Source organism: Streptomyces sp. NPDC087859 (assembly GCF_044742595.1).
In the GTDB taxonomy this organism is placed as follows: Bacteria; Actinomycetota; Actinomycetes; order Streptomycetales; family Streptomycetaceae; genus Streptomyces; species Streptomyces canus_F.
Map to the genome: position 1 here is coordinate 475961 of NZ_JBIUUU010000005.1, position 19611 is coordinate 495571.

At 69.9% G+C, this 19611-nt stretch carries 18 protein-coding genes and 1 pseudogene; 3 read left to right on the plus strand and 16 right to left on the minus strand.

Annotation, left to right across the window (positions count from 1 at the left end):
* Positions 1-8: 8 nt before the first annotated feature.
* From ACIOHP_RS14810 to ACIOHP_RS14860, 11 genes are all read right to left on the minus strand, one after another.
* Complete coding sequence (locus tag ACIOHP_RS14810; protein ID WP_401887327.1) at positions 9-713, minus strand: TetR/AcrR family transcriptional regulator; 705 nt, start codon at positions 711-713, stop codon at positions 9-11.
* Positions 714-734: 21 nt separating this feature from the next.
* Positions 735-1493, minus strand: a complete 759-nt coding sequence (locus tag ACIOHP_RS14815) for an SDR family oxidoreductase (RefSeq protein ID WP_401887329.1) — start codon at positions 1491-1493, stop codon at positions 735-737.
* Positions 1490-2269: an enoyl-CoA hydratase/isomerase family protein gene (locus ACIOHP_RS14820; RefSeq protein ID WP_401887574.1), complete on the minus strand. Its 780-nt coding sequence runs from the start codon at positions 2267-2269 to the stop codon at positions 1490-1492. The genes ACIOHP_RS14815 and ACIOHP_RS14820 overlap by 4 nt, the downstream gene beginning before the upstream one ends.
* A gap of 5 nt (positions 2270-2274) precedes the next feature.
* Entirely contained in the window at positions 2275-3918 is a 1644-nt protein-coding gene (locus tag ACIOHP_RS14825) for an AMP-binding protein (RefSeq protein WP_401887332.1), read from the minus strand.
* Positions 3919-4416: 498 nt separating this feature from the next.
* A complete protein-coding gene (locus ACIOHP_RS14830; RefSeq protein WP_401887334.1) occupies positions 4417-4605 on the minus strand; it encodes a hypothetical protein in 189 nt (62 codons plus the stop codon).
* A gap of 257 nt (positions 4606-4862) precedes the next feature.
* The gene (locus tag ACIOHP_RS14835) at positions 4863-6686 is read right to left on the minus strand and encodes a CocE/NonD family hydrolase (RefSeq protein WP_401887337.1); all 1824 of its coding nucleotides are present in this window, start codon (positions 6684-6686) and stop codon (positions 4863-4865) included.
* Between the two features lie 545 nt (positions 6687-7231).
* On the minus strand, positions 7232-7822 hold the full coding sequence (locus tag ACIOHP_RS14840; RefSeq protein WP_401887340.1) for a flavodoxin family protein: 591 nt from the start codon (positions 7820-7822) through the stop codon (positions 7232-7234).
* A 74-nt stretch (positions 7823-7896) separates the two neighbouring features.
* Positions 7897-8313, minus strand: a complete 417-nt coding sequence (locus ACIOHP_RS14845) for a nuclear transport factor 2 family protein (RefSeq protein WP_401887343.1) — start codon at positions 8311-8313, stop codon at positions 7897-7899.
* A gap of 269 nt (positions 8314-8582) precedes the next feature.
* On the minus strand, positions 8583-9335 hold the full coding sequence (locus tag ACIOHP_RS14850; protein WP_401887345.1) for a glucose 1-dehydrogenase: 753 nt from the start codon (positions 9333-9335) through the stop codon (positions 8583-8585).
* 237 nt (positions 9336-9572) lie between these two features.
* The gene (locus ACIOHP_RS14855; RefSeq protein ID WP_401887348.1) at positions 9573-10292 is read right to left on the minus strand and encodes a hypothetical protein; all 720 of its coding nucleotides are present in this window, start codon (positions 10290-10292) and stop codon (positions 9573-9575) included.
* Positions 10293-10469: 177 nt separating this feature from the next.
* Positions 10470-10886, minus strand: coding sequence for a nuclear transport factor 2 family protein (locus tag ACIOHP_RS14860; RefSeq protein ID WP_401887351.1), 417 nt, complete (start codon positions 10884-10886; stop codon positions 10470-10472).
* Positions 10887-11068: 182 nt separating this feature from the next.
* Between ACIOHP_RS14860 and ACIOHP_RS14865 the strand changes: the two genes are divergently transcribed.
* The 3 genes from ACIOHP_RS14865 (at position 11069) to ACIOHP_RS14875 (ending at position 13615) form a co-directional block, all read left to right on the plus strand.
* Entirely contained in the window at positions 11069-11692 is a 624-nt protein-coding gene (locus ACIOHP_RS14865; protein ID WP_401887354.1) for a TetR/AcrR family transcriptional regulator, read from the plus strand.
* A gap of 589 nt (positions 11693-12281) precedes the next feature.
* On the plus strand, positions 12282-12968 hold the full coding sequence (locus ACIOHP_RS14870) for a hypothetical protein (RefSeq protein ID WP_401887357.1): 687 nt from the start codon (positions 12282-12284) through the stop codon (positions 12966-12968).
* A gap of 413 nt (positions 12969-13381) precedes the next feature.
* Positions 13382-13615 (plus strand): hypothetical protein, encoded by a 234-nt coding sequence (locus ACIOHP_RS14875; RefSeq protein WP_401887360.1) that lies wholly within the window; start codon positions 13382-13384, stop codon positions 13613-13615.
* Between the two features lie 145 nt (positions 13616-13760).
* On the opposite strand, the gene ACIOHP_RS14880 is transcribed toward ACIOHP_RS14875, so the two are convergent.
* From ACIOHP_RS14880 to ACIOHP_RS14900, 5 genes and pseudogenes are all read right to left on the minus strand, one after another.
* Positions 13761-14216 carry an aldehyde dehydrogenase family protein gene (locus tag ACIOHP_RS14880; protein WP_401887362.1) on the minus strand — a complete coding sequence of 152 codons (456 nt, stop codon included), beginning with the start codon at positions 14214-14216 and terminating at the stop codon, positions 13761-13763.
* A gap of 70 nt (positions 14217-14286) precedes the next feature.
* Positions 14287-14505, minus strand: a pseudogene (locus ACIOHP_RS14885) (coniferyl aldehyde dehydrogenase); the annotation flags it as partial.
* 138 nt (positions 14506-14643) lie between these two features.
* Positions 14644-15045, minus strand: coding sequence for a Zn-ribbon domain-containing OB-fold protein (locus tag ACIOHP_RS14890; RefSeq protein WP_401887365.1), 402 nt, complete (start codon positions 15043-15045; stop codon positions 14644-14646).
* 24 nt (positions 15046-15069) lie between these two features.
* Positions 15070-16197 (minus strand): thiolase family protein, encoded by a 1128-nt coding sequence (locus tag ACIOHP_RS14895; protein WP_401887367.1) that lies wholly within the window; start codon positions 16195-16197, stop codon positions 15070-15072.
* A gap of 89 nt (positions 16198-16286) precedes the next feature.
* Positions 16287-19484 (minus strand): crotonase/enoyl-CoA hydratase family protein, encoded by a 3198-nt coding sequence (locus ACIOHP_RS14900; RefSeq protein ID WP_401887369.1) that lies wholly within the window; start codon positions 19482-19484, stop codon positions 16287-16289.
* Positions 19485-19611: the final 127 nt, after the last annotated feature.

A 19611-nucleotide genomic window follows, 5' to 3' on the forward strand; every position in this document is an offset into this window, starting at 1 on the left:
GCGCGGTCTTATCCGGGCGCGCCCTGCCCCGCGCTGAGCCCGTCCAGCAGGAGGTCCCCGAGCTCGGAGAAGGCGTCGCCGGCGGTCAGGCCGGTGCTCTCCAGAAGGGCGCCCGACTGGACCGCGTCGATGGTCACCGCGACGACCTGGGCGGCGAAGTGTCCGTTGAGCGCGCGGAAGACGCCGGTCCGTACGCCGTCCTCGATCAGTTGGTGGACGCGGTGCGCTGCGGCGGCGGAGTTCTTGCGGTAGATCTGCGCGGTCGGTTCGTAGCCGACCATGTCGTCGTAGAAGGCGTTGGAGTGGCGGCGCATGGCGGTGCCGACGCCGGCGAGGTAGACCTGGATACGCTGTCTCGGATCGGGCTCGGCCTGGACGGCCTGCTCGATCTCGGCGGTCGCGTCCCGGAAGAAGGCTCGGGTGGCCGCCAGTACCAGCTGTTCCTTCGTGGAGGCCAGGCTGTACAGCGTCGCCTTGGAGCACTCCAGCCGCTGGGCGAGCTCGTCCATGGTCACCGAAGTGAACCCTTCGGCTAGGATGATCGCCTCGGCCTGGCGCAGCAGTTCGTCCCGCCGACGGGTATCGACGACCCGCCTGCGGGTTGTTCGGCGAGGGCGTCGGTCACGCGAGTCAGTTGGGGCTGTCACCGCAGCAGTCTCCCATGGGGCCCCTGTCCGTGACGGCGGCCGTGGCCACGGCGGGCGCACAGCCACCGCTCGACGGTCGAAGCGGCGTCACCGGATGGAGGATCCGATGGAGATGCCGCCGTCGACGTCCAGGACGATGCCGGTGATGTACCGGGCGGCTTCGCTGGCGAGGAAGGCGGCGGCTTCGGCGATGTCCTCGGGCCTGCCGGTGTGGCGCATGGGGATCTTGTGGGTGAGTTTGTCGCGTGCGGGGCCGTTCATGGAGGCGAGCATGGGAGTCTCGATGAGGCCGGGGGCGATGGCGTTGGCGGTGATGCCGTGGCGGGCGCCTTCGAGGGCTAGGGTGCGGGTCATGCCGACGATGCCGGCCTTGGCGGCCACGTAGTTGGTCTGGCCGAAGTTTCCGCGCCAGGACATGGAGGAGAAGCTGACGATACGGCCGTAGCCCTGGCGTTTCATGGGGCCGAAGGCGGCTCGGGCGCAGTGGAAGCCGCCGGTGAGGCTGACGTCGATGACCGCGTGCCAGTCGTCGTCGGTGATGTCCTCGACGCGGTTGTCCCGGATGATGCCGGCGTTGTTGACCAGTACGTCGAGGCGGCCGAGTTCGGTGGTGACGCCGTCGATCCAGGCGTTGACCTGGGCCGAGTCGGTCACGTCGACCACGTCGGTGCGGTGTTTCGTGTCGTGGGCGTCGGTGAGGGTTCCGGCGGCGTGGGTGAGGGCCTGTTCGTTGACGTCGGCCAGCGCGACGGTGGCGCCCTCCGCGGCGAACCGGGCCGCCATGGCGAGGCCGAGACCCTGCGCGGCCCCCGTGATGGCGACGACGCGTCCCTGGTAGCGATTCACTGGTTGTCCGCTTTCGTGGTTCGGGGGGCGAGGAAGTCCCGCAGGGCGTCGGCCACCGAGCTCGCCGACCAGTTGTCGGCGAAGACGGCCAGTTCCTCGCGCAGTGCCTGCTCGGGGGGCATGCCGTCGATCCGGTGCAGCAATGTCTTGAGGTGTTGCTGGGCGGGGCTGTGGCGGTCGGCCAGCTGGTGGCAGATGCGGGTGGCGGTGGCGTCGAGGTCGGCTTCGGGCGCGATCTCGTGGAGCCAGCCGGTGTGGGCGAAGGCGGTCGCGGGCAGCAGTTCGCCGGTGAGCAGGAGCCAGCGGGACAGGCCCCGTCCGACCGCGCCGGGCAGTCGGACGCTGGATCCGCCGGCCGGTACCAGGCGCCGCTGGAGGTGGCCGTCGCCGATGAGCGTGGTGTCGGCGGCGACGACGACATCGCAGGCCAGGGCGAGTTCGAGGCCGCCGGCGACGGCGTGACCGTGCAGCACGGCGACCCATGGTTTCGGGCTGGCCGCGATACGGCTGAAGCAGGCGGATACGTCGGTGAGGAAGTCGACCGGGTTCGCGCCCCGGTCGTCGAGTTCGAGGAACTGGTGGAAGTCTCCGCCGGCGCAGAAGCTCGGTCCCTTGCCCGCCACCGCGACGACCGCGGTGTCGGGGTCGGCCTCGGCGCTGGTGATCTGCTTGTCCAGGGCCTCTATCAGGGCGACATCGAGGGCGTTGCGCCGCTCGGGGCGGTTGAGCAACAGCCATCGGACGGGGCCGCGTTGTTCGACGAGCAGGGGTTCCATGTCGGTCAAAGCGACTCCGGGGTGGTGAGTTCGGTGCGTCGGCGTTTGCGCAGCAGGTAGCGCTGGGTCTTGCCGCTGGGTGTCTTGGGGAGGGCGTCGATGAAGTGGATCGAGCGCGGGTAGGCGTGGGCGGCGTAGCGGGTCTTGACCAACTGCTGGAGCTCGGTGGCCAGTTCCGGCGAACCCTCGCCGCCGTCGCGGAGGACCACGTACGCCTCGATGACCTCGCCGCGGACCTCGTCGGGTGCGCCGATCACGCTGCAGTCGGCGACGGCGGGATGCTGGGCGAGGACGCTCTCGATCTCGAACGGCCCGATCCGGTAACCCGCCATGATGATGACGTCGTCGTCACGGGAGGAGAAGAAGAAGTCGCCGTCCGCGTCGATGCGCGCGGCGTCGCCGGTGAGGTACCAGCGGCCGTCGGGGGTGAACTTGGAAGCGCTCTGCCCGGAGATCTGGTAGTCGCGGAAGGTCATCAGCGGGCTCGCCGCGACGTCGATCGCGACCCGGCCGAGCACGCCCGGTCCGGCGACCTCGTCCTTCTCGTCGGCCAGGACCGTGAGGCTCCACCCGGGCACCGGCCGGCCCATCGATCCCGTCTTGAGCGGGCGGGCGAGCTCGGGATGGTGGTGGTTGGCCAGGGGCATGCCGACCTCGGTCTGGCCGAAGTGGTCGTGCACCGCCAGGCCGAGCGCGGCGCCGGCCCACTCGTTGACCTCGGGGGTCAGCGGCTCACCCGCGCTGGACGCCCGCTCCAGGCGCAGGCCGTCCGGCACCGGCACCGGCGAGGAGCGTAGTCCCCGGTAGACGGTGGGGGCGGCGGCGAAGTCGGTGACCTGGTGGTCGACCAGCGTGCGCCAGGTCGTCTCGGCGGAGAACCCGCCGGTCAGCAGGAGGCTGGGGATACCGGCGGCCATGGGAGCGACGATGGCGGAGTACAGCCCGTAGGCCCAGCCGGGGTCGGCGGCGCACCAGTAGCTGCTGTCCGGGGTGACGCCCAGGGCGTACTCCAGGTAGATCTGCCATCCGGCGATGTAGGCGACGGGGTGGATGACGCCCTTGGGCTTGCCGGTGGTGCCGGAGGTGAACATGTGCACCAGCGGCCCGTCACCGCTCGTGGTGACGGCGGGCACCGGCTCGGGCGACGCGACCGCGACGAGATCGGCCAGCACCACGTCACCGCGCGATGTGCCGGTTCCGGTGACGATGATGCGGCGCTCGGGGTCGTCCGGCAGGTCGGGGCCCGGGTCGAGTTTGTGGCGCTGGTCCGGGTCGACGACCACGACGCGCGCACCCGCGCCCTCCAGACGCAGGGTGATGGCCTGGGGTGCGAACGCGGTGAACAGCGGGACGTAGACCGCACCGAGCCGCCAGATCGCGAGGATGACGGTGACCAGGTCGGTGCCCTTGCCCATCAGGGTCGCCACCCGGTCGCCCGGACCGACCCCGAGCTCTTGCAGGGCCCGCGCGTATCGGTGCGAGTCTGCGGCGAGCGCGCCGTACGTCAGCGTGGAAGTCTTGCCGTCGCTGTCGACGAGGGTGAACGCTGTGCGGTCGGCGGGGTGCCGGTCACACAGCAGCTCGGCCACATTCAGGGACGGAGCCGCGAAGGTCGCGGTCAGCTCGGTGACCCGGTCGGCGGCGCTCATGACTGGGCGTTGCGGTCGATGATCGGCAGGACCAGGCGGCTGGGGTGGTCTCGGACATCTATCTCGTACAGGTGCTGCATCGGTGCTCCTCGTCGAGCTGGCGGCATTGCCCCGGATGTGGGTACGTTATGAGGTACGTTCGTACCCTGTCAATTACCACGAGAGGACCGACCTCTGGTGATTCGCCATAGGTGACGGTGTCGACGACGGGGGCTGGTCGCTGCCGACGCCCTCCCCGGGCCGTGAGGGAAGGGCAAGCAACGGTCCATGTTCGGCGCGATCATGGGTTCGGCAGCGCGTGCGGGCGAGGCAATGCCGCTAATTCAAGGATCTTCGCAGGCCGGAGCTGCACCGTTAGCTCTCTGACACTCTCCACGATCCGGCCCATGAGCACTCTGCCCGCGACGTTCAGCCAGAGGAAACCGTCCGGTCGAAGATGCAGCAGGCGCTACACATGACGCCGTGCCCGGGCCCCGGCTTTGGCGACCTTCGCCTGGATCATGTGTCGACCGTGGTCAGGGTCCGGTGGAGCGTGGAGTCCGAGGCTGGCGTCCCGATCGCGGCCGGCTGGTGGGCCCACAACCGTTCGGCGTCGGCCGGGTTCGCCGCCCCCAGAACGATCCGGATCGCGGTGCCGACCAGCGTGACGCCCCGATCCCGCCGACCCGCCGTGGTGCTGGACGGCATCCTGCGACAACGCCGCCGTCAGCCTGGTCCGGTCCGCGCAGGCCCGCTGCAGCGCCGCCCTCGCGTGATCGACCGGGTTCTTCGCGCTTTGCGGACTCGGCCAGCCGCCGGTCGCGTCCGACGGTCTTCGACGCCGAAAGGGTGCACCCGATTCTGCAGGGATCGTGACGTAGGCACTCAGATCCTTGCAGGCCGGGCGCACCCTTTCTCGATCTTCAACGAGATCACTCGGTGACAGCCGAATCACCGAGGCCGGGTCACTGGGGGATCACCGGCAAGATGATGTGGGACGGTCGCACGTGGTCGCGGAAGATCCGCTGGTGGGCGGTGCGGAAGGTGGTCGCCTCGTGGGCGGGTTCGCCGGTGTTGGGGTTGCGGTCCCACCGGGGGAAGTTGCTCGAGGAGACGTGCACCTGGATGCGGTGCCCGGCGAGGAAGACGTTGCTGGTGGACCACAGGTCTATGTCGTAGGCGCCGACGGAATCGGGTTCCGCCTGGATTCGGATGATGCCGTCGGCGAGATTGCGTGACACGCCCTTCTCGTCGACGTCGCACAGCCGCGCGACCCAGTCCGTGGACGGGGCGTCGGTGGCGGCGTACAGCCGCATGCGGATTCGGCCCGTGACCTCAAGGTCGGTGGTGAGCGGTTCGCTGGTGTACACTAGGACGTCGTCCCGGGCCTCCGCTGCGGCCTGGTCGAACGGTCCCGCCGGGAACTCGGGGGACATGAACAGGTTGCCGCCGCGCGTGATCACCGGATCGGCGGGGTCGTAGGTGTAGTCGTCGGGCGTCTCGCCCAGTTCGGGCGCCGGTTCATTGGTCGCGAGGCCGCCGCCGGGCTGCAGGAACCACGGCGTGTCCACGACCCGGCTGAGCGGCCATTCGTTCTCATCGCGCCACACGTTCGTGCCCATCACGAAGATCTTGACCGGTGGCTCCTCGAGCATGCCGGTGTCATGGCCCTTCAGCCAGTGGTCGAACCACCGCACCTCCAGGTCGGTGAGGGATGTGCCGAACATGCTCGTCGGTGCGGTGCTCAGGCCGTAGTTGACCTCACCGCTCACGCCGCCGCCCGAGGTGTGCAGGCCGAGGTGCGTCCAGGGCCCGATCACCAACTTGGCGGTGTTGCCCGCTGCCAGGTTGTCGACGTGGTTGTCGAGCGTGCCCTGCAGGAAGACGTCGTACCAGCCGGCGACGCTGAGCGAGGGAACAGCGATGTCATGATGCTTGCCGCGGACGCGGTGCGGAAAATCCGCGCCGGGATCGGCCACGGCGGCCTGGGTGCCGATATCCGGACCGCCGTAGCGGTCGATGAGCGGCAGTTTTCCGGTGGGGAGTTCCCAATAGCCGCGATCCCGCAGCCCGTCGAAGTCGGTGACGAGTGAGTGGAACGCCGCCCCCAATTCCCTACCGGAATGCAGGCGCGGCAGGTGACTCGGACCGGTGAACAGCGTCCAGAGCGCGTTGAGCCCCAACTCGGTCGCGCCGCCTCGCCGGTGGATGCCGTCCAGGGGTTCCGACCACGTCATCACGGGCGTGATGGCCCGCAGCGCGGGTGCGCCGGAGATCGCGGCGGTCCACTGTGTGCTGCCGGTGTAGCTCATCCCGAACATGCCGACGAGCCCATTACTGCCGGGAATCTTCGCGGCCCATTCGACGGTGTCGCGGCCGTCGGAGACCTCGAAGTCAAACGGCTTCCAGGTGCCCTCCGATGCGAAGCGGCCGCGGGTGTCCTGCAGCACCACGATGTAGCCGTGTGCCGCGACGCTGAGAACGTCGATGAAATCCTTGGTGATGAACCCACGTTTGCCGTAGGGGCTGCGCTGCACCAGGACGGGCCAGGGGCCTTGGCCTGTTCCGGGCCGGTACACGTCCGCATGCAGGATCGTGCCGTCGGACATGGGCACGTCGACGTCGTAGTCGATGAGGATATCGGACATTTCACTTCTTTCGGGGTGTTGAGGGTGGAGGTGGCGAGGCCGGTTGACGCCGCAGAGTCGCCGGCGGTCTGCCGTCGGCATCGTCGACGGCACGAGACAGCCCGCGCGCGACGACGCTTCGGCCTCCTCGCCGCCCCGCAAGACGATATCGGGTACGTTGGCAGGCGCTTTCGTACTCTGTAAATTACCGCGAGAAGGCTTCCGCGAGAAGGTCCACCTCTGGTGATTCGCCGTGGGCGAGGGTGTCGCCGACGGGCGCTGGTCGCCGCCGACGTCTTACCGGGGCTGTCAGGGCAGGGCGCGGCCGGAACTGTTCTATGGGCCGGGCGCCGAGGGCTACACCGACTCCCCCTTCCTCGAAGCGGCGTGAGGCCCACTCTCACGCCTGTCCATGTGGCAGCCCCACTCACCCATGGACAGGCGCCCGACCGGCGACGCTGTGCCCGCTCCATTGAGCCCGCGTTCGGAGCCGGGTGGTGTACCGAAGGGCGCCATCGCTCAAGATCAATCTCGGCGCCAACCACGGTTCCGTTGATCAAGGCCAAGCGACCGTCTCATGATGGCGTCGCTGCGCGTCGCTGATCGCGAGTCTGCGGTGCTGCTGCCTGGTCCGGAGCAGTTGCCGGTGCGCTTCGTCGGGCACCACCTCGTTGTCCGGGCCGCGGATCCGCCCCGGCGTCGGTCGCTCAGGCGGCGAGGGCGGTGCGGCCTGCGGCGTAGACACGGGCGACCTCGACGACGCGCTTGCCGAGCTCGGCGGCGGTGGCGATGTCGGCCTTGTGTACGCCCTCGGCTCCCTGGTCGTTGTTGCTCTGGGCGGCGGCGCCGAGGAAGAAGCCGAGGCGGTTGAGGTCGTTCTCGGAAGCCGTGGAGGTGTTCCAGCCGGGCATCAGGCCGAGGCCGACCCAGTGCATGTGGTGCTGCGCGGCGAGCACGGTGAAGTACTGCAGGGTGTTGAGCTTGTCGCCGCTCTTGCCCGCGGAGTTGGTGAAACCTGCGGCGATCTTGTCCTTCCACGCCTGGGTGTACCAGCGCTTGGAGCTGGCCTCGGCAAAAGCGTGGAAGACGGCTGAGGCGGTGCCCATGTAGGTGGGCGAGCCGAAGATGATCGCGTCCGAGGCGTCGAGCAGGTTCCACTGCTCCTCGGAGATCTCCTCGATGTTGATCAGGTGGGTGGTGGCGCCGGCGGTGGTCACCCCATCGCGGACAGCCTCGGCGAGGACGGAGGTGTGGCCGAAGCCGGAGTGGTAGGCGATGGAGACGACAGGGGTGGTCACGTTCACTTGCTCCTTCGGATGTGCATGTCGGGCCGCGCGGGATCCGGGCCGCGGGGCCCTTGGGTACTGTCCGCTCAGCCGGCGTTGAACGCCTCGGCGACGGTCAGCGTGTCCTCGTACTGGCGCAGGCGACCGATCCGACCGTCCTCGACCGTCAGGTGCATGGCCGTCGGTGTGCTGAACTCCTTGCCATTGGCCGCGACGGTGTGCGTGAAGACCGCCAGCAGCACCACGTCACCACCGTCGACGATGACGCGCTCCAGCACGGCCTTGCTCTGACCGTCCGCGAAGTGCGACCACATCGTGGTGAAGTACGGCGCGACCTCCTCCCGGCGGATGCGGCGCCCGGTCCAGGGCAGCGCGTCACTGCCGGGGACGTGCCAGTCGATCTCCTCGGCGAACAGTTCCTGGATGCCGTCGGGGTCATGCTTTGCGAGGCGCTCCACGAACTTCTGGGCCACGGTCCGCGGGGTCTGCGTATCTGTTGTCATCGTCCTTGTCCTTTGTCTCTTCGTTTGCATCAGGTGTCGGTCGGGCCTCAGCCCTGGAACAGGAAGTGCTTGCAGCTCAGCGGCCCGCCGAGCTGAATGAGCGCCCCGTCTTCACGCGGCGCGCCAAGGCCGACCGGTGCGAACCCGAATCCGGCTCTTCATGACTCACTCCCTGCTGTGTCGTTGTGTCGAATCCGTTGCTCTGGCGACGGTCGCAAGTACGCGGCTCAGACGCCCTGGGGTATCGGATGCGTCCCGCGACTTGGCGCCTAGAGCTGTGTGGCTCCGCCGTCGACGAACAGTTCCGCGCCGGTGGTGAAACTGCTTTGGTCGCTGGCCAGGTAGAGGGCGGCGGCGGCGACCTCGTCGGGACGGCCGGCGCGGCCGAACGGGGTCAGTGGGGCGGGCTCGGCCGCGGTGGGCTGACCGCTGTGCGGGAAAGCGGCGTGGAGCTCGTCCAGCCCCGGGGTCTCGACAGGGCCTGGGGTGAGGGTGTTGACGCGGATTCCGCGGCTGGCCAGCTCTGCGGCCCAGGTGCGGGCGAGGCTGCGGATCGCGGCCTTGGTTGCGGCGTAGACGCCCAGGCCCGGGCGCGCCCGCAGGGCCGAGCTGGAGGAGAGCAGCAGCACCGAGGCGCCGGCCGTCAGCAGCGGCAGCGCCTTTTGGACGGTGAAGACCGTGCCCTTGATATTGATCGATGTAGTGCGGTCGTACTCCTCCTCGGTGATCGCGCCGAGCGGGCTGTAGTCCGCGACCCCGGCGTTGGCCACCACAATGTCCAGGCGGCCGCTGCGGTGCGCGATCTCGGCGAAGAGCCGGTCGAGGTCGCCGAGGTCCGAGGCATCGCCCTGGATGGCGATGCCTCGGGCGCCGACCTGCGCGACGGCGGCGTCCAGCGCGTCCTTGCGGCGGCCGGTCAGGTAGACGGTCGCGCCCTCGGCGGCGAAACGCCGGGCGGTCGCCAGGCCTATGCCGCTGGAGGCGCCGGTGACAAGGGCGGTCTTGCCGTCCAGCTGGCCCATGAGATTCTCCAATTTCTTGACGTGCCTGTTGCTGTTGCATTGATGGGCGCAGAATGCCCCGATCAGGGGAAGTCGACGGCGTCGACTGGTAGACATCGAGCAGGGTGATCGCCGCCAGGTCCCGCGCGAGCATCCAGCCCGCCCCCGCCGGTCGTTGGAGCCGGGCCGGGGGTTGTGAAGTACCCCCGGCCCGGCCGTCTTGGCGAGAGGGCGGTGCCGAACGGTCCCGTGGCGTGGTCAGGCGACAGAGATCTCGTTCAGGTCGATGGTGATCAGCTTCGGCTCCGGCAGGACCCGCCCGTCCGCCGCAAGGGGCAGCACGTACCGGTGGGTCGGGAAGACCAGCCCCGACACGGTCTCGTGCTTCTCCGACAGATGTGCCGCCGGCGGGCTGCCGAGCACCTCGGCAGCGTAGTCATGGCGTCGCAGCAGGCCCTCGGCGTCGTAGTGGAAGATCTGCTCTGTGGCGTGGGTCGCGAGGGTGTCGGGGAACGTGGCCCGCAGCCGTCGCAGGTCCTGGTCGGCCTCGGTCCAGGGCTCCAGTTCCTCCACCACGACGCCGGGGAGCGTCAGCAGGTAGGGGGCGGTGAGGTAGTTCCACATGGCGTAGCCCGCGAAGTACAGCACGTGGAGATCGTCCCAGGGGGTGGCCGGGTCCTGGGAGGTGAAGGCATCCCGTGGAGAGGTGCGCTCGGCGACGACCTCTCCGTCCCTCCGCTCGATCGTGACGCGCTCGGGGGTGAAGACGCCCCGCAGGTCCGGGCCGGTGAAGCCTTCGAACACCAAGCGCTGCTGCTGGACATCGGCCGTCATGTCCGCGCTGGCGAGGATGCCCGGCTGGCCGCGGAGGCCCCACAGGACGCCGCCGATGGCCCCGCGGGCGCGGATCGTGCGCGCCTGTCGCCACTGGTCCAGGCCGCCATGGGCCTCGACAACAAGATCCAGCAGGGTGGTCATAGCAAATCCTCATTCTGATCGATGTTCATGATGCCTCCGCGTGCCGGTGGCCCACAGAGGGCCGGCACGGCGTCCGCCGGTCCGGCACGGCGTCCGCCGGTCCGGCACGGCGAGGGTCGAGCCCCTCGTCGTCATGGCCTGCGCGGCGCGTGCCGCCCGCCTCGCCGGTCCGGTGCCTCAGGCCCGGCCGGCCTGCGGGTTGGTGAACATGTGGTTGCCCGCCACCGTGTCCTTCGCGGGCACTTCGTCCTGCAGGACGTCCCAGTGCTCCACCACCAGGCCCTCCTCGAAGCGGAAGATGTCGACCGCCAGGAGGGGTGTCTCGGTGCTGCTGGAGTACCTGCCGTGGATCATGACCAGGTCTCCCTCGGCGATGATCGCTCCCGGCTCGTACCGGCTGGCGTCGGGCAGCTCCGCGATGAAGTTGCGCAGCCCGGCCCTGTCCGGCGGGATGAACGGGTTGTGCTGGATGTAGTCGGGGTGCAGGTACCGGTCCAGCGCGGTGAAGTCCTTCGAGTTGAACGCGGTCGTCAGGAATTCGAGGACGGCGGCCTTGTTCCGCTCCGTCTCCGTCCTCGTTCGGCTCTGAGTCATCAGTCCTCCACAGGTTTGCCGACTGACGCGGCTTTGTTGACCGACTGGACCACAACGGAAACATGAAGTGGTCCAGTCAGTCAACAAAACGAGGAGCGTCAGGCGATCCCTCCGTGCCGACATGGAGGGCTGGGTTGCAAATATTGTGGTCCATCTGGACCACAATGAGGTACCGTGAGGTCATGGGGCGAAAACGAGGCTTCGACGAGACCACCGTGCTCGATGTCGTCCGCGACCGGTTCTGGACCACCGGATTCGACGGCACGTCCACCTACGACCTCATGGATGCGACCGGCCTGGGCAAAGGCAGCATCTACAAGGCGTTCGGCAACAAGCACTCCCTTTATGTGCGCGTCTTCTCCGACTACTGCCAGGCCCTCGTCGCCCAGGCACGCGAGGAGCTGCGGGAGGGCCCGCACGCGGTGCTCACCTCGCCGATGGCCCGCCTGGAGCGCTACGTCGTCTCACTCGCCGACGCCTTCGCGACCGAGTCACCCCGCCGGGGATGCTTCCTCACCAAGGTCACCGCGGACCGCGCCGGAGAGGACGACATGGTGGCGGGCACGGCCCGTCGCGCGTTCGAGGATCTCGCCGGCGCCCTCGCGTCCGCGATACGCGACGCCCAGGACGCGGGAGAAGTGGCCGAGCATGTCGACGCCACGGCCCTGGGATATCTGCTGCTGAGCGTGATCAGGGGCATCGACAACATGGCCAAGGCGGGCATCGACGGCACGACGCTCCGGCAGACAGCCCGGCAGGCGCTGGAGCTGATCCCCAGGGCGGACGCACCGAACGTGCGGCGCTGACATTCCCCCCTCTCGTCCATCACCCAATTCGGAAAGCCGGAGGACGTCGTACGCGTCGTCGATCTCCAGGAGCCGAACGCTCCCGGCGCCGGCGAGGTCAAGGTCGCGGTCGAGTTCTCACCGCTCAACCTGCACGACCTCAAGGTCGTCAGGGGCGAGCTCGGGCGGCCACCGACTCTCCAGACCACCGCGTGCACGCCGGCAACGCGCGCCACGGGTTTCCACCGTGGGATGTAGATCCACTGATCAATAGTGCTCACCCTCGCCAGGCAAACCGCCGCTCATTCGCAAGTGCGGTGAGGGGCAGCCCCCACCACGAGAGAAGTATCGAGATGCCCGAACTGTCCTACGAAGTCCTCGTCTCTGCCGGCGTTCCCCTGTCCTGACGCTCCTTCAGCAGGCCCGGATTGTCTGCAGCGACCGCAGCGACCCGGGATGGGACACGGACCCTCCCGCAGGCGTCACGAGCCGCGAGCAGGGCCGCATCCGCATCCAGTACCAGGACAACCCTTTGCTGCCGGTCGGCGTGCTCCTGGACCTAGCCGTACGGCTGCGCGACGCCCTCTGACCCACCCCCGAGGAGCACCTGATGGACATCATGACCGAGGCCCGCACGAGGGGCTGGTACGTCCTCCAGCACACCGGCATGCAGCAGTGGGCAGAAGACCACGCCACCTGGAAAGCCCACGGGATCCGCCTGGACCTCATGCACGGCACCCGCCGCGTCGCCACCGCCACGCTGGAGGTCTCCCAGCAGCTGGCCGTCGACCGCGCCATCGCCGTCGCCGAAGAGATCGAACCCTGGGCGTCGGCGCTCCTGCGCATGGCCGCCGTGTGGGAGACCAAGGGGCAACTGACCCGCCTGGTCACCTTGATGGCATCGGCCAGCGAGGCCGAACAGCAGCACATGCCCCTCGAGGAGACGGTCGCCGAAGAACTCCTCGCCTACGCCACCCCCACCGAGATCGAGCAGGCCAGGGCCACCCCCAGCATCGCCTGGGAAGGCGTACCACTCGCCCGCCTCATCGCGGCCCGGCTGCGCCGCGACCTGCTGACGCGCCGCCTGGCCCTGCTCGCCGCCGCCCCGGACCTGGCCGAGGCCCCGTGCTCGTTCCACCCGGCGTGGGAACTGCTGACCACGCTCTACCTCACGCCCGGCCTCAGCGCGCCCGAGACGATGGCGCGCGAGCTGCTGGCCGCCTGGGGCAGCCGCCCGCGACCTGCGGGATCCACTGATCACGTGGGCGGTCACCACAGCACGCATCACCAAGACTGACGCGCAGACGGTCAGTGGCGTCTCCCGCTCCACCATCAACCGGCTCCTGCCCACTGACTGACGGGAGGTGTTCTTGCGTGCCAGACTGTTCGTGCGCCCGCCAGGCTCCCCCGTCTTGGCGGGCGCAGCTCTTTCGTGGAGGAAGACAGCGGATCCGCGTCGACGGCATCCAACGCAGACCCACCCGGGCTCTACCCGCCGGTCCGGTACGGATACGGGTGAACGTGGGGCCGTTCAAGGGCCTCTGGTCATAGCCTGGTTGAGGATGTGCGGCGGCACGGCACGGGGGCATGGATGGCTGATATGGGGGCGTCTGACGGCACGTCGGACCAGCGGTGGTTTATCAGTCATGCGGGGCGGATCGTGCGTGGGCGGAATGGGTCGGCTGGCAGCTCCTAGACGCCGGGCACCAGGTGGAGCTGGATTACTGGGACTGGGGTACCGGTGAGAACTTCGTCCTGAAGATGAACGCCGCCCTGGAGCGCGGCCGGCTGCTGGCGTTGTTCCCCGGCGTACTTCGAACCAGAACGGTTCACGACGCCGGAGTGGACGGCGGTGGTGGCGATGCGGGAGAAGATCACCCCCGTGCGCATCGACCGGGTGGATCCACCGGCGATCCTGCCAGGCGACGGCTTCGGGGCCCTTGAGGCGCGGGGTCCCTCCGGAACTCCACGTTGCGCTCAGGCATCGTCTCTTCCAGCCCTCGGGGCGTAGAGCTGGAGGCCATCACTTTTGGCCCCCAACGGCCCAAACGGCCCTCCCCTACTTGAGTCATGGACCAAAGCGCCGAGCTCAGAGAATTCCTGCGGTCGCGCCGGGCACGGCTGAGCCCGGAGGAGACCGGGATTCCGACCGACGAAGGCCGCACCCGCCGGGTGCCGGGACGCGGTCGCGCGGGACGAAGACGTAGTCCGGGCAGAGGCAGATCTGACCGCCGTTCATCAGCCGCATGGCCGCCACGCGTTCGGCTGCCAGGGCGATGTCCGCGTCCGAACCGAGGACTACGGGGTTCTTGCCGCCCAGCTCCAGCGTCACCGGCACCAGATTCTCCCCGGCGGCCGCCGCCACCCGGGCGCCCACCCCGGGAGAGCCGGTGAAGATGAGGTGGTCGAACGGGAGGGACGAGAACGCCGACGCGGTGGCGACACCGCCACGTACGACCACCACCTCCTCCGGGGACATGCGGGAGGCGACGGCCCGGGCGAAGACCTCGGCCGTCCGCTCGGCCACCTCCGAGAACTTGATCATCACGCGGTTCCCCCGCGGCCAGCGCCTCGATGGCCGGTTGGACGACGAGGGACACGGGGAAGTTCCAGGGCCCGACGACACCCTTCGGGCGGGTCTGTACGAAGGGTGTCGTCCCGGCCTCGGCGGAACCCGGGATCTCCTCGTTCTCCATCCACTCCGCCAGGTTCTCCCGGATCAGCTGGACGTCCGGGATGACGCCGACGATGTCGCTCGCCAGGCTCGTCAGCCGCGGGCGGGAGCCGAAGTCGGCGTCGAGTGCGGCGCACAGCTCATCGGCGTTTTCCAGCACGCAGGCCAGCAGGCGGTCGATGCGGTCGAGCCGTACATCCCGGGGGATCGAGGGGTTGCGGGCCGGTGAGGTCGGGGGCTGTGTGCAGGGTGCTCATGGAAGGTTCCCTCAAAGTGTTCTTGTGCGTGTGGGGGCGGCTCAGGCGGAGGGGAGGAAGACCGGGATCGCCTCGCCGCCTTCCGGGTGCTCGAAGGCGACGGTGACGGACATCCCGGCCCACGGACGCGCGCCGTCCCGCAGCCCGATCAGCGCCGCGTACAGCCACGGCCCCTCGGTGAGTTCGATGAGCGCCACGACCTGTTGCGGGGCGGGAGTGTCGCCCTGGGGGCGGCCGTGTACGACGGTCCATGAGATGACGGTTCCGGTGCCGGCGACCGGTACCCAGGCCGCTGTGGGCTCCTGGCACGCGGGGCAGGCGTCGGACTGGGGCGCGGCGTGCGCGCCGCAGGCGGTGCAGTGGCGGATGAGCAGTTCGCCGCGCGCCGTCCCGTCGAAGAACTTCTCGGTCGCGGCGTCGCGTCGTACGACGAGGGTGGTCATGGTGGCTCCACGGTTCGGTGGTGGTCAGGTGTGCGGGTGGGGGCTGAGGACCAGCGTCGAGTGGTGGTCGAGGGCGCCGCCGTTGCCGCTGACCAGGACGACGTCGTGGCGCGGTACCTGCCGTTCGCCCGCCTCGCCGCGGGCCTGGAGGACGGCTTCGGACAGCGGGGTCATGCCCCACATGTAGTAGGAGGACAGCTGCCCGCCGCCGGTGTTGACCGGTAGCGACCCGCCGGGCGCGAGCGCGCCGCTGGCCGCGAAGGCGCCGCCCTCGCCCTTGGCGCAGAAGCCGTAGTCCTCCAGGGTGAGGAGCACGGTGAAGGTGTAGCAGTCGTACAGCTCGGCGACGTCGACGTCACCGAGGGAGACGCCCGCCATCTTCAGGGCCGCGGGACCCGCCTGGGCTGCCCCGCTGACCAGGCCGAAGTCGCTGTCGCGGTGCATCGGGTAGCCGGGGTGGGACTGGGCCCAGCCGAGGACGTGGACGGGTGGCCTGCGCAGGTGGGCGGCGCGCTCGGCGGTGGTGACGATGACGGCGATGCCGCCGTTGGTGACCAGGCAGCAGTCCAGCAGGTGGAACGGCTCGGCGATCATCCGAGACGCCTGGTGGTCCTCGACGGTGATGGGGTCCTGGAACTGGGCGCGGGGGTTGGTCGCCGCCCAGGCCCGCTGGGCGACGGCGATGTGCGCGAGTTGTTCGCTGGTGGTGCCGTAGGTGTCCATGTGACGGCGGGCGGCCAGCGCGTACAGAGGGTTGGCGCCCGCGATCCCGGCCGCTCCCATGAGGCCCATCCAGCCGGTCCCGCCGACGGCCCTCGCGTAGGCCGCGCCCGCCGAGGACTTCTCCTTCAGCGGCGCGTCGGCGAAGACACAGGCCACGGCCTCGGCCATGCCGGAGCGGACCGCCATCGCCGCGTACTGCACCATCGCGCCGGCGGTGGAGCCGTACGCCTGTACTTCCGACAACAGCCGCAGGTCCTTCAGGCCCAGGTCCTTCTGGAGGGCGAGACCGACCCCGCCGAGGACGCCGCTGCTGGTGAGCAGGCCGTCGAGGTCGGACAGGGCGAGGCCCGCGTCGTCGGCGGCGCGGCGTACGGCGTCGGCCGCGAAGTCGGCGGCGCTGCGTCCGTAGATCTTGCCCATGTCCGTCATGCCGAGTCCCGTGATGACGGGGCCTCGAGGTGCCGGGGGCGAGGAAGTGGTCACGTCAACTGCCTTTCGTAGTGGTGCCGCTGACGGGGTCAGCGCGCCTGCCAGACCGGGGTGCGCTTCTCGGCGAAGGCGCGGGGGCCTTCCTGGGCGTCATGGGAGGTCATCAACGTCCGCCCCTCCCGATGGGAGAGGTCCCAGGCGGCCTGCTCCGCGTCGACGCGACCGGTGGTGACGCCGCGGGCGATGCGCTTGCTGGCCTGGACGGCGAGCGGGGCGTTGGCGGCGATGCGCTCGGCCAGCGCCAGCGCCTCGTCGAGCACCTTCTCGGCGGGCACGACCCGGTTGACCAGGCCCAGGTCGCGGGCAGTGGCCGCGTCGAGCGGGTCGCCGGTCAGCAGCAGCTCCATGGCGACCTTGGGCGGCAGCTGGGCGGCGAGCCGGAAGGCGCCACCCGCGCCGGCGATGATGCCCCGCTTGACCTCCGGCAACCCGAAGGAGGCGTCCTCGGCCGCGACCACGAGGTCACTGGCGAGGGCGATCTCGGTGCCGCCGCCGAGGGCGAAGCCGCGCACGGCTGCGATGGTGGGCTTGCCGATGTGATGGCGGACGTAGCCGGCGAAGCCCCACGCCTCGGCCTCGGGCGGCATGATGTTCTCGCCTCGGGCCACCGCCTTCAGGTCGGCGCCGGCACAGAACGCGTTGTTGCCGGCGCCGGTGATGACGACCGCTCGGATCTCCCGGTCGCGGTCCGCCTCCTCCAGCGCCTTGCCGACGCCCAAGGCGACTGCCGCGTTGACCGCATTACGGGCCTCGGGCCGGTTGAGGGTGACCACCATGACGTGGCCTCGGCGTTCCACGAGGACGGCTGGTGCGGGGGAACTCACGGTCGGTGTCTCCTCAAGGGTTTCCAGCACTCCTCGGGCGAGGAGCTTGTCGGTTTCTTCGTCGGACAGGCCCAGCAGCTCACGGCTGAGCTCCCGGGTGTGCTCGGCGGGCAGCGGGGCGGGGCGCTGCGGCGGGTCGGCGAGGTGGCGCGAGTGAGCGGGGCGGGCCTCGGTGGGAAGGGGTTCGTCGAGGGTCGGTTGCCGCAGCTGGGCGAAGAAGCCGCGGGCCTTCAACTGCGGGTCGCGCAGGAGTTCGTGGACGCGCAGCATCGTTGCCGCCGGAACGCCGGATGCTTGGAGCAGGTCGGTGACCTCCCGTGGGGAACGGGATGCGGTCCAGGGCGACAGGGCCTCCTCGATCCGCCGGCGGCCGGCCCGGCGTCCCTGGCGCCCGGCCAACTCCGGGTCGGCGGCCAGGTCTTCGTGGCTGGCCACCGCGCAGAGCCGGTTCCAGTCCGCGTCGTCGCGGATACCGATCACGCACCACTGGTCGTCACCTGCGCACGGCAGCACCAGGTCGTCGGTCATGGCTCCGGCGTGCAGAGATCCGGGGTTCAGCCACTCTGCCGCCAGGTGCTCGGCCAGGGCGTCCAGGATGATCTCCGCCTGCGCGATGCCGACGGTGCCGCCGCGGCCGGTGCGCCGCAGCCGCGCCAGCTGGGCCACGACGGCCGCCGCGCCGGCCCGCCCGACCACGTGATCCGGGTAGATGGTGATGGAGTCGCTGTGGCCGTCCGGATCGTCGGGGTAGCGCCACAGGTCGCTCAGCCCGGTTGAGGCACGCACCAGTGGTCCGTATCCCATGCGGCGGCTCCATGCACCGCTCGCGCCGAAGGCGCTGCTGTCCGCGATGACGAGACGGGGGTTCAGTGCCAGGAGGACGTCCGGGCCGAGACCGAGGGCCTCCAGGGTGCCGGGCTTGAAGTTGGACAGGACGACGTCGGCTCCGGCGGCGAGTCGCTTGAAGAGGCCGGCGCCTTCCGGGTCGCGCAGGTTCAGGCCGAGGCTGCGCTTGTTGCGGTGGCCCCAGGCCGCCGACGCGGTGATGACCTCGCCCGTGACGGACTGCCGTCCGCCGTCGGGGAAGGCGCGGTTCTCCACCTTGATCACATCGGCGCCGTGGTCGGCGAGGAGCCGGCCGAGTTCCGCTCCGGCGACGATGACACCGAGGTCGAGGACACGCAGCCCGGCCAGGGGATGACCGCGTTCGGGCCGCGTCTCCCCGCGTGCCGGCTCGGTGCGCGCACGCACCTCGGTGAGGACCTCGTCGTTGTGCTCACCTGTCAGCGGGGCTCTGCGCAGCGGGGACGGTCGTGCTCCGTCGATCTCCAGGAATCCCGCCGGTACGCGAGCCGTGAGGCCGGGAACGAGTTCGGTGTCCGCGAGCGCACCGCGCTCCAGATAGTGCTCGGCGCGCAGGGCATCATCGGCGGTGAGAACGGCGGCGATGGGCACCCCGTGCTCCTGGCCCTGCCGTACGAGGTCGTCGCGGGAGCGGTCGCGGAAGAGGTCGGCGATCCGGGCGTGGATCCGGTCGGCCTCCTGGAAGCGCACGGCGATGTTCTCGTATCGCCGGTCGGCCAGGTCCTCGGGCTCGCCCAGCCAGGCCCGCATGCCGCGCCACTGCCGCGGGCTCAGCACACAGATGCGCACCAGGCCGTCGGCGCACCGGAAGATCGGGTAGAGATGCCCGGCGTCGGGCCTGCCGGGCGGCAGGTCGGCCGCGCGTCGGCCTCCGGTGGCGGAGCCGCCCATACCGAAACCGGGGTCCAGGATCTGGGTGACGGCCTCGTGCACGGAGAAGTCGATGTGGTCGCCGCGCCCGGTCTCAAGGCTGGCGTAGTGCGCGAGCAGGGCCACCCACGCTGCCTGCAGATGTGCGGACTCGGTGGCGATCGACCCGGGAGGCGGAAGCGGTGGGCGCCCGGGCCGACCGGAACGGCACAGCAGGCCGCTGAGGGCCGCGTGCACGGCGTCGGTCGCCGCGTATCCCGTATAGGGGCCGGTCAGTCCGAAGTCGGTCACGGTGACCAGGACGAGGCGGGGATTGCGGGCCGCGACGCTCTCGTAGTCGAAGCCCGGCACGCTGGACCGCTCGGACTCGATCCAGATGTCTGCCGTATCCAGCAGCGCCCGCAGGTCGTACCGGCCGTCCTCGGTGTCCAGGTCGAGGGTGACGCCGCGCTTGCCCGCGTTGCGCACGGCGAAGTAGAGGCTGGTTCCGTCGTGGAGCGGGGCCCGGTTGCGGGCCCGCGCGCCGCCGGGCGGTTCCACCAGGATCACGTCGGCGCCCAGGCCCGCCAGGAAACGGCCCACTCCCTCACCGCGTCCGTCGGTCGTGTCGACCACCCGGACCCCGTACAGGGGCGCCGACGCGTCCCCGCCCGTCACTGCTCCGGTCATCGTTCGCCTCCTGGCCCGGGCCGATCGGCGCCGCGCGCACCGACGCAGGGCACGGCGGACCGACCCGAAGCCGAGGGGCAGAGGGGATCACGCCCAGGTCGGGGAGCGAACCTCCGTACCCGCGCAC

Bases quoted from the DNA above. Each gene is read 5' to 3' on its own strand.
- ACIOHP_RS14820 (WP_401887574.1), bottom strand. From the start codon at position 2,269: ATGGAACCCCTGCTCGTCGAACAACGCGGCCCCGTCCGATGGCTGTTG.
- ACIOHP_RS14825 (WP_401887332.1), bottom strand. From the start codon at position 3,918: ATGAGCGCCGCCGACCGGGTCACCGAGCTGACCGCGACCTTCGCGGCT.
- ACIOHP_RS14830 (WP_401887334.1), bottom strand. From the start codon at position 4,605: ATGCCGTCCAGCACCACGGCGGGTCGGCGGGATCGGGGCGTCACGCTG.
- ACIOHP_RS14845 (WP_401887343.1), bottom strand. From the start codon at position 8,313: ATGACAACAGATACGCAGACCCCGCGGACCGTGGCCCAGAAGTTCGTG.
- ACIOHP_RS14850 (WP_401887345.1), bottom strand. From the start codon at position 9,335: ATGGGCCAGCTGGACGGCAAGACCGCCCTTGTCACCGGCGCCTCCAGC.
- ACIOHP_RS14855 (WP_401887348.1), bottom strand. From the start codon at position 10,292: ATGACCACCCTGCTGGATCTTGTTGTCGAGGCCCATGGCGGCCTGGAC.
- ACIOHP_RS14860 (WP_401887351.1), bottom strand. From the start codon at position 10,886: ATGACTCAGAGCCGAACGAGGACGGAGACGGAGCGGAACAAGGCCGCC.
- ACIOHP_RS14865 (WP_401887354.1), top strand. From the start codon at position 11,069: ATGGGGCGAAAACGAGGCTTCGACGAGACCACCGTGCTCGATGTCGTC.
- ACIOHP_RS14870 (WP_401887357.1), top strand. From the start codon at position 12,282: ATGGACATCATGACCGAGGCCCGCACGAGGGGCTGGTACGTCCTCCAG.
- ACIOHP_RS14880 (WP_401887362.1), bottom strand. From the start codon at position 14,216: ATGATCAAGTTCTCGGAGGTGGCCGAGCGGACGGCCGAGGTCTTCGCC.
- ACIOHP_RS14890 (WP_401887365.1), bottom strand. From the start codon at position 15,045: ATGACCACCCTCGTCGTACGACGCGACGCCGCGACCGAGAAGTTCTTC.
- ACIOHP_RS14895 (WP_401887367.1), bottom strand. From the start codon at position 16,197: ATGACGGACATGGGCAAGATCTACGGACGCAGCGCCGCCGACTTCGCG.
- ACIOHP_RS14900 (WP_401887369.1), bottom strand. From the start codon at position 19,484: ATGACCGGAGCAGTGACGGGCGGGGACGCGTCGGCGCCCCTGTACGGG.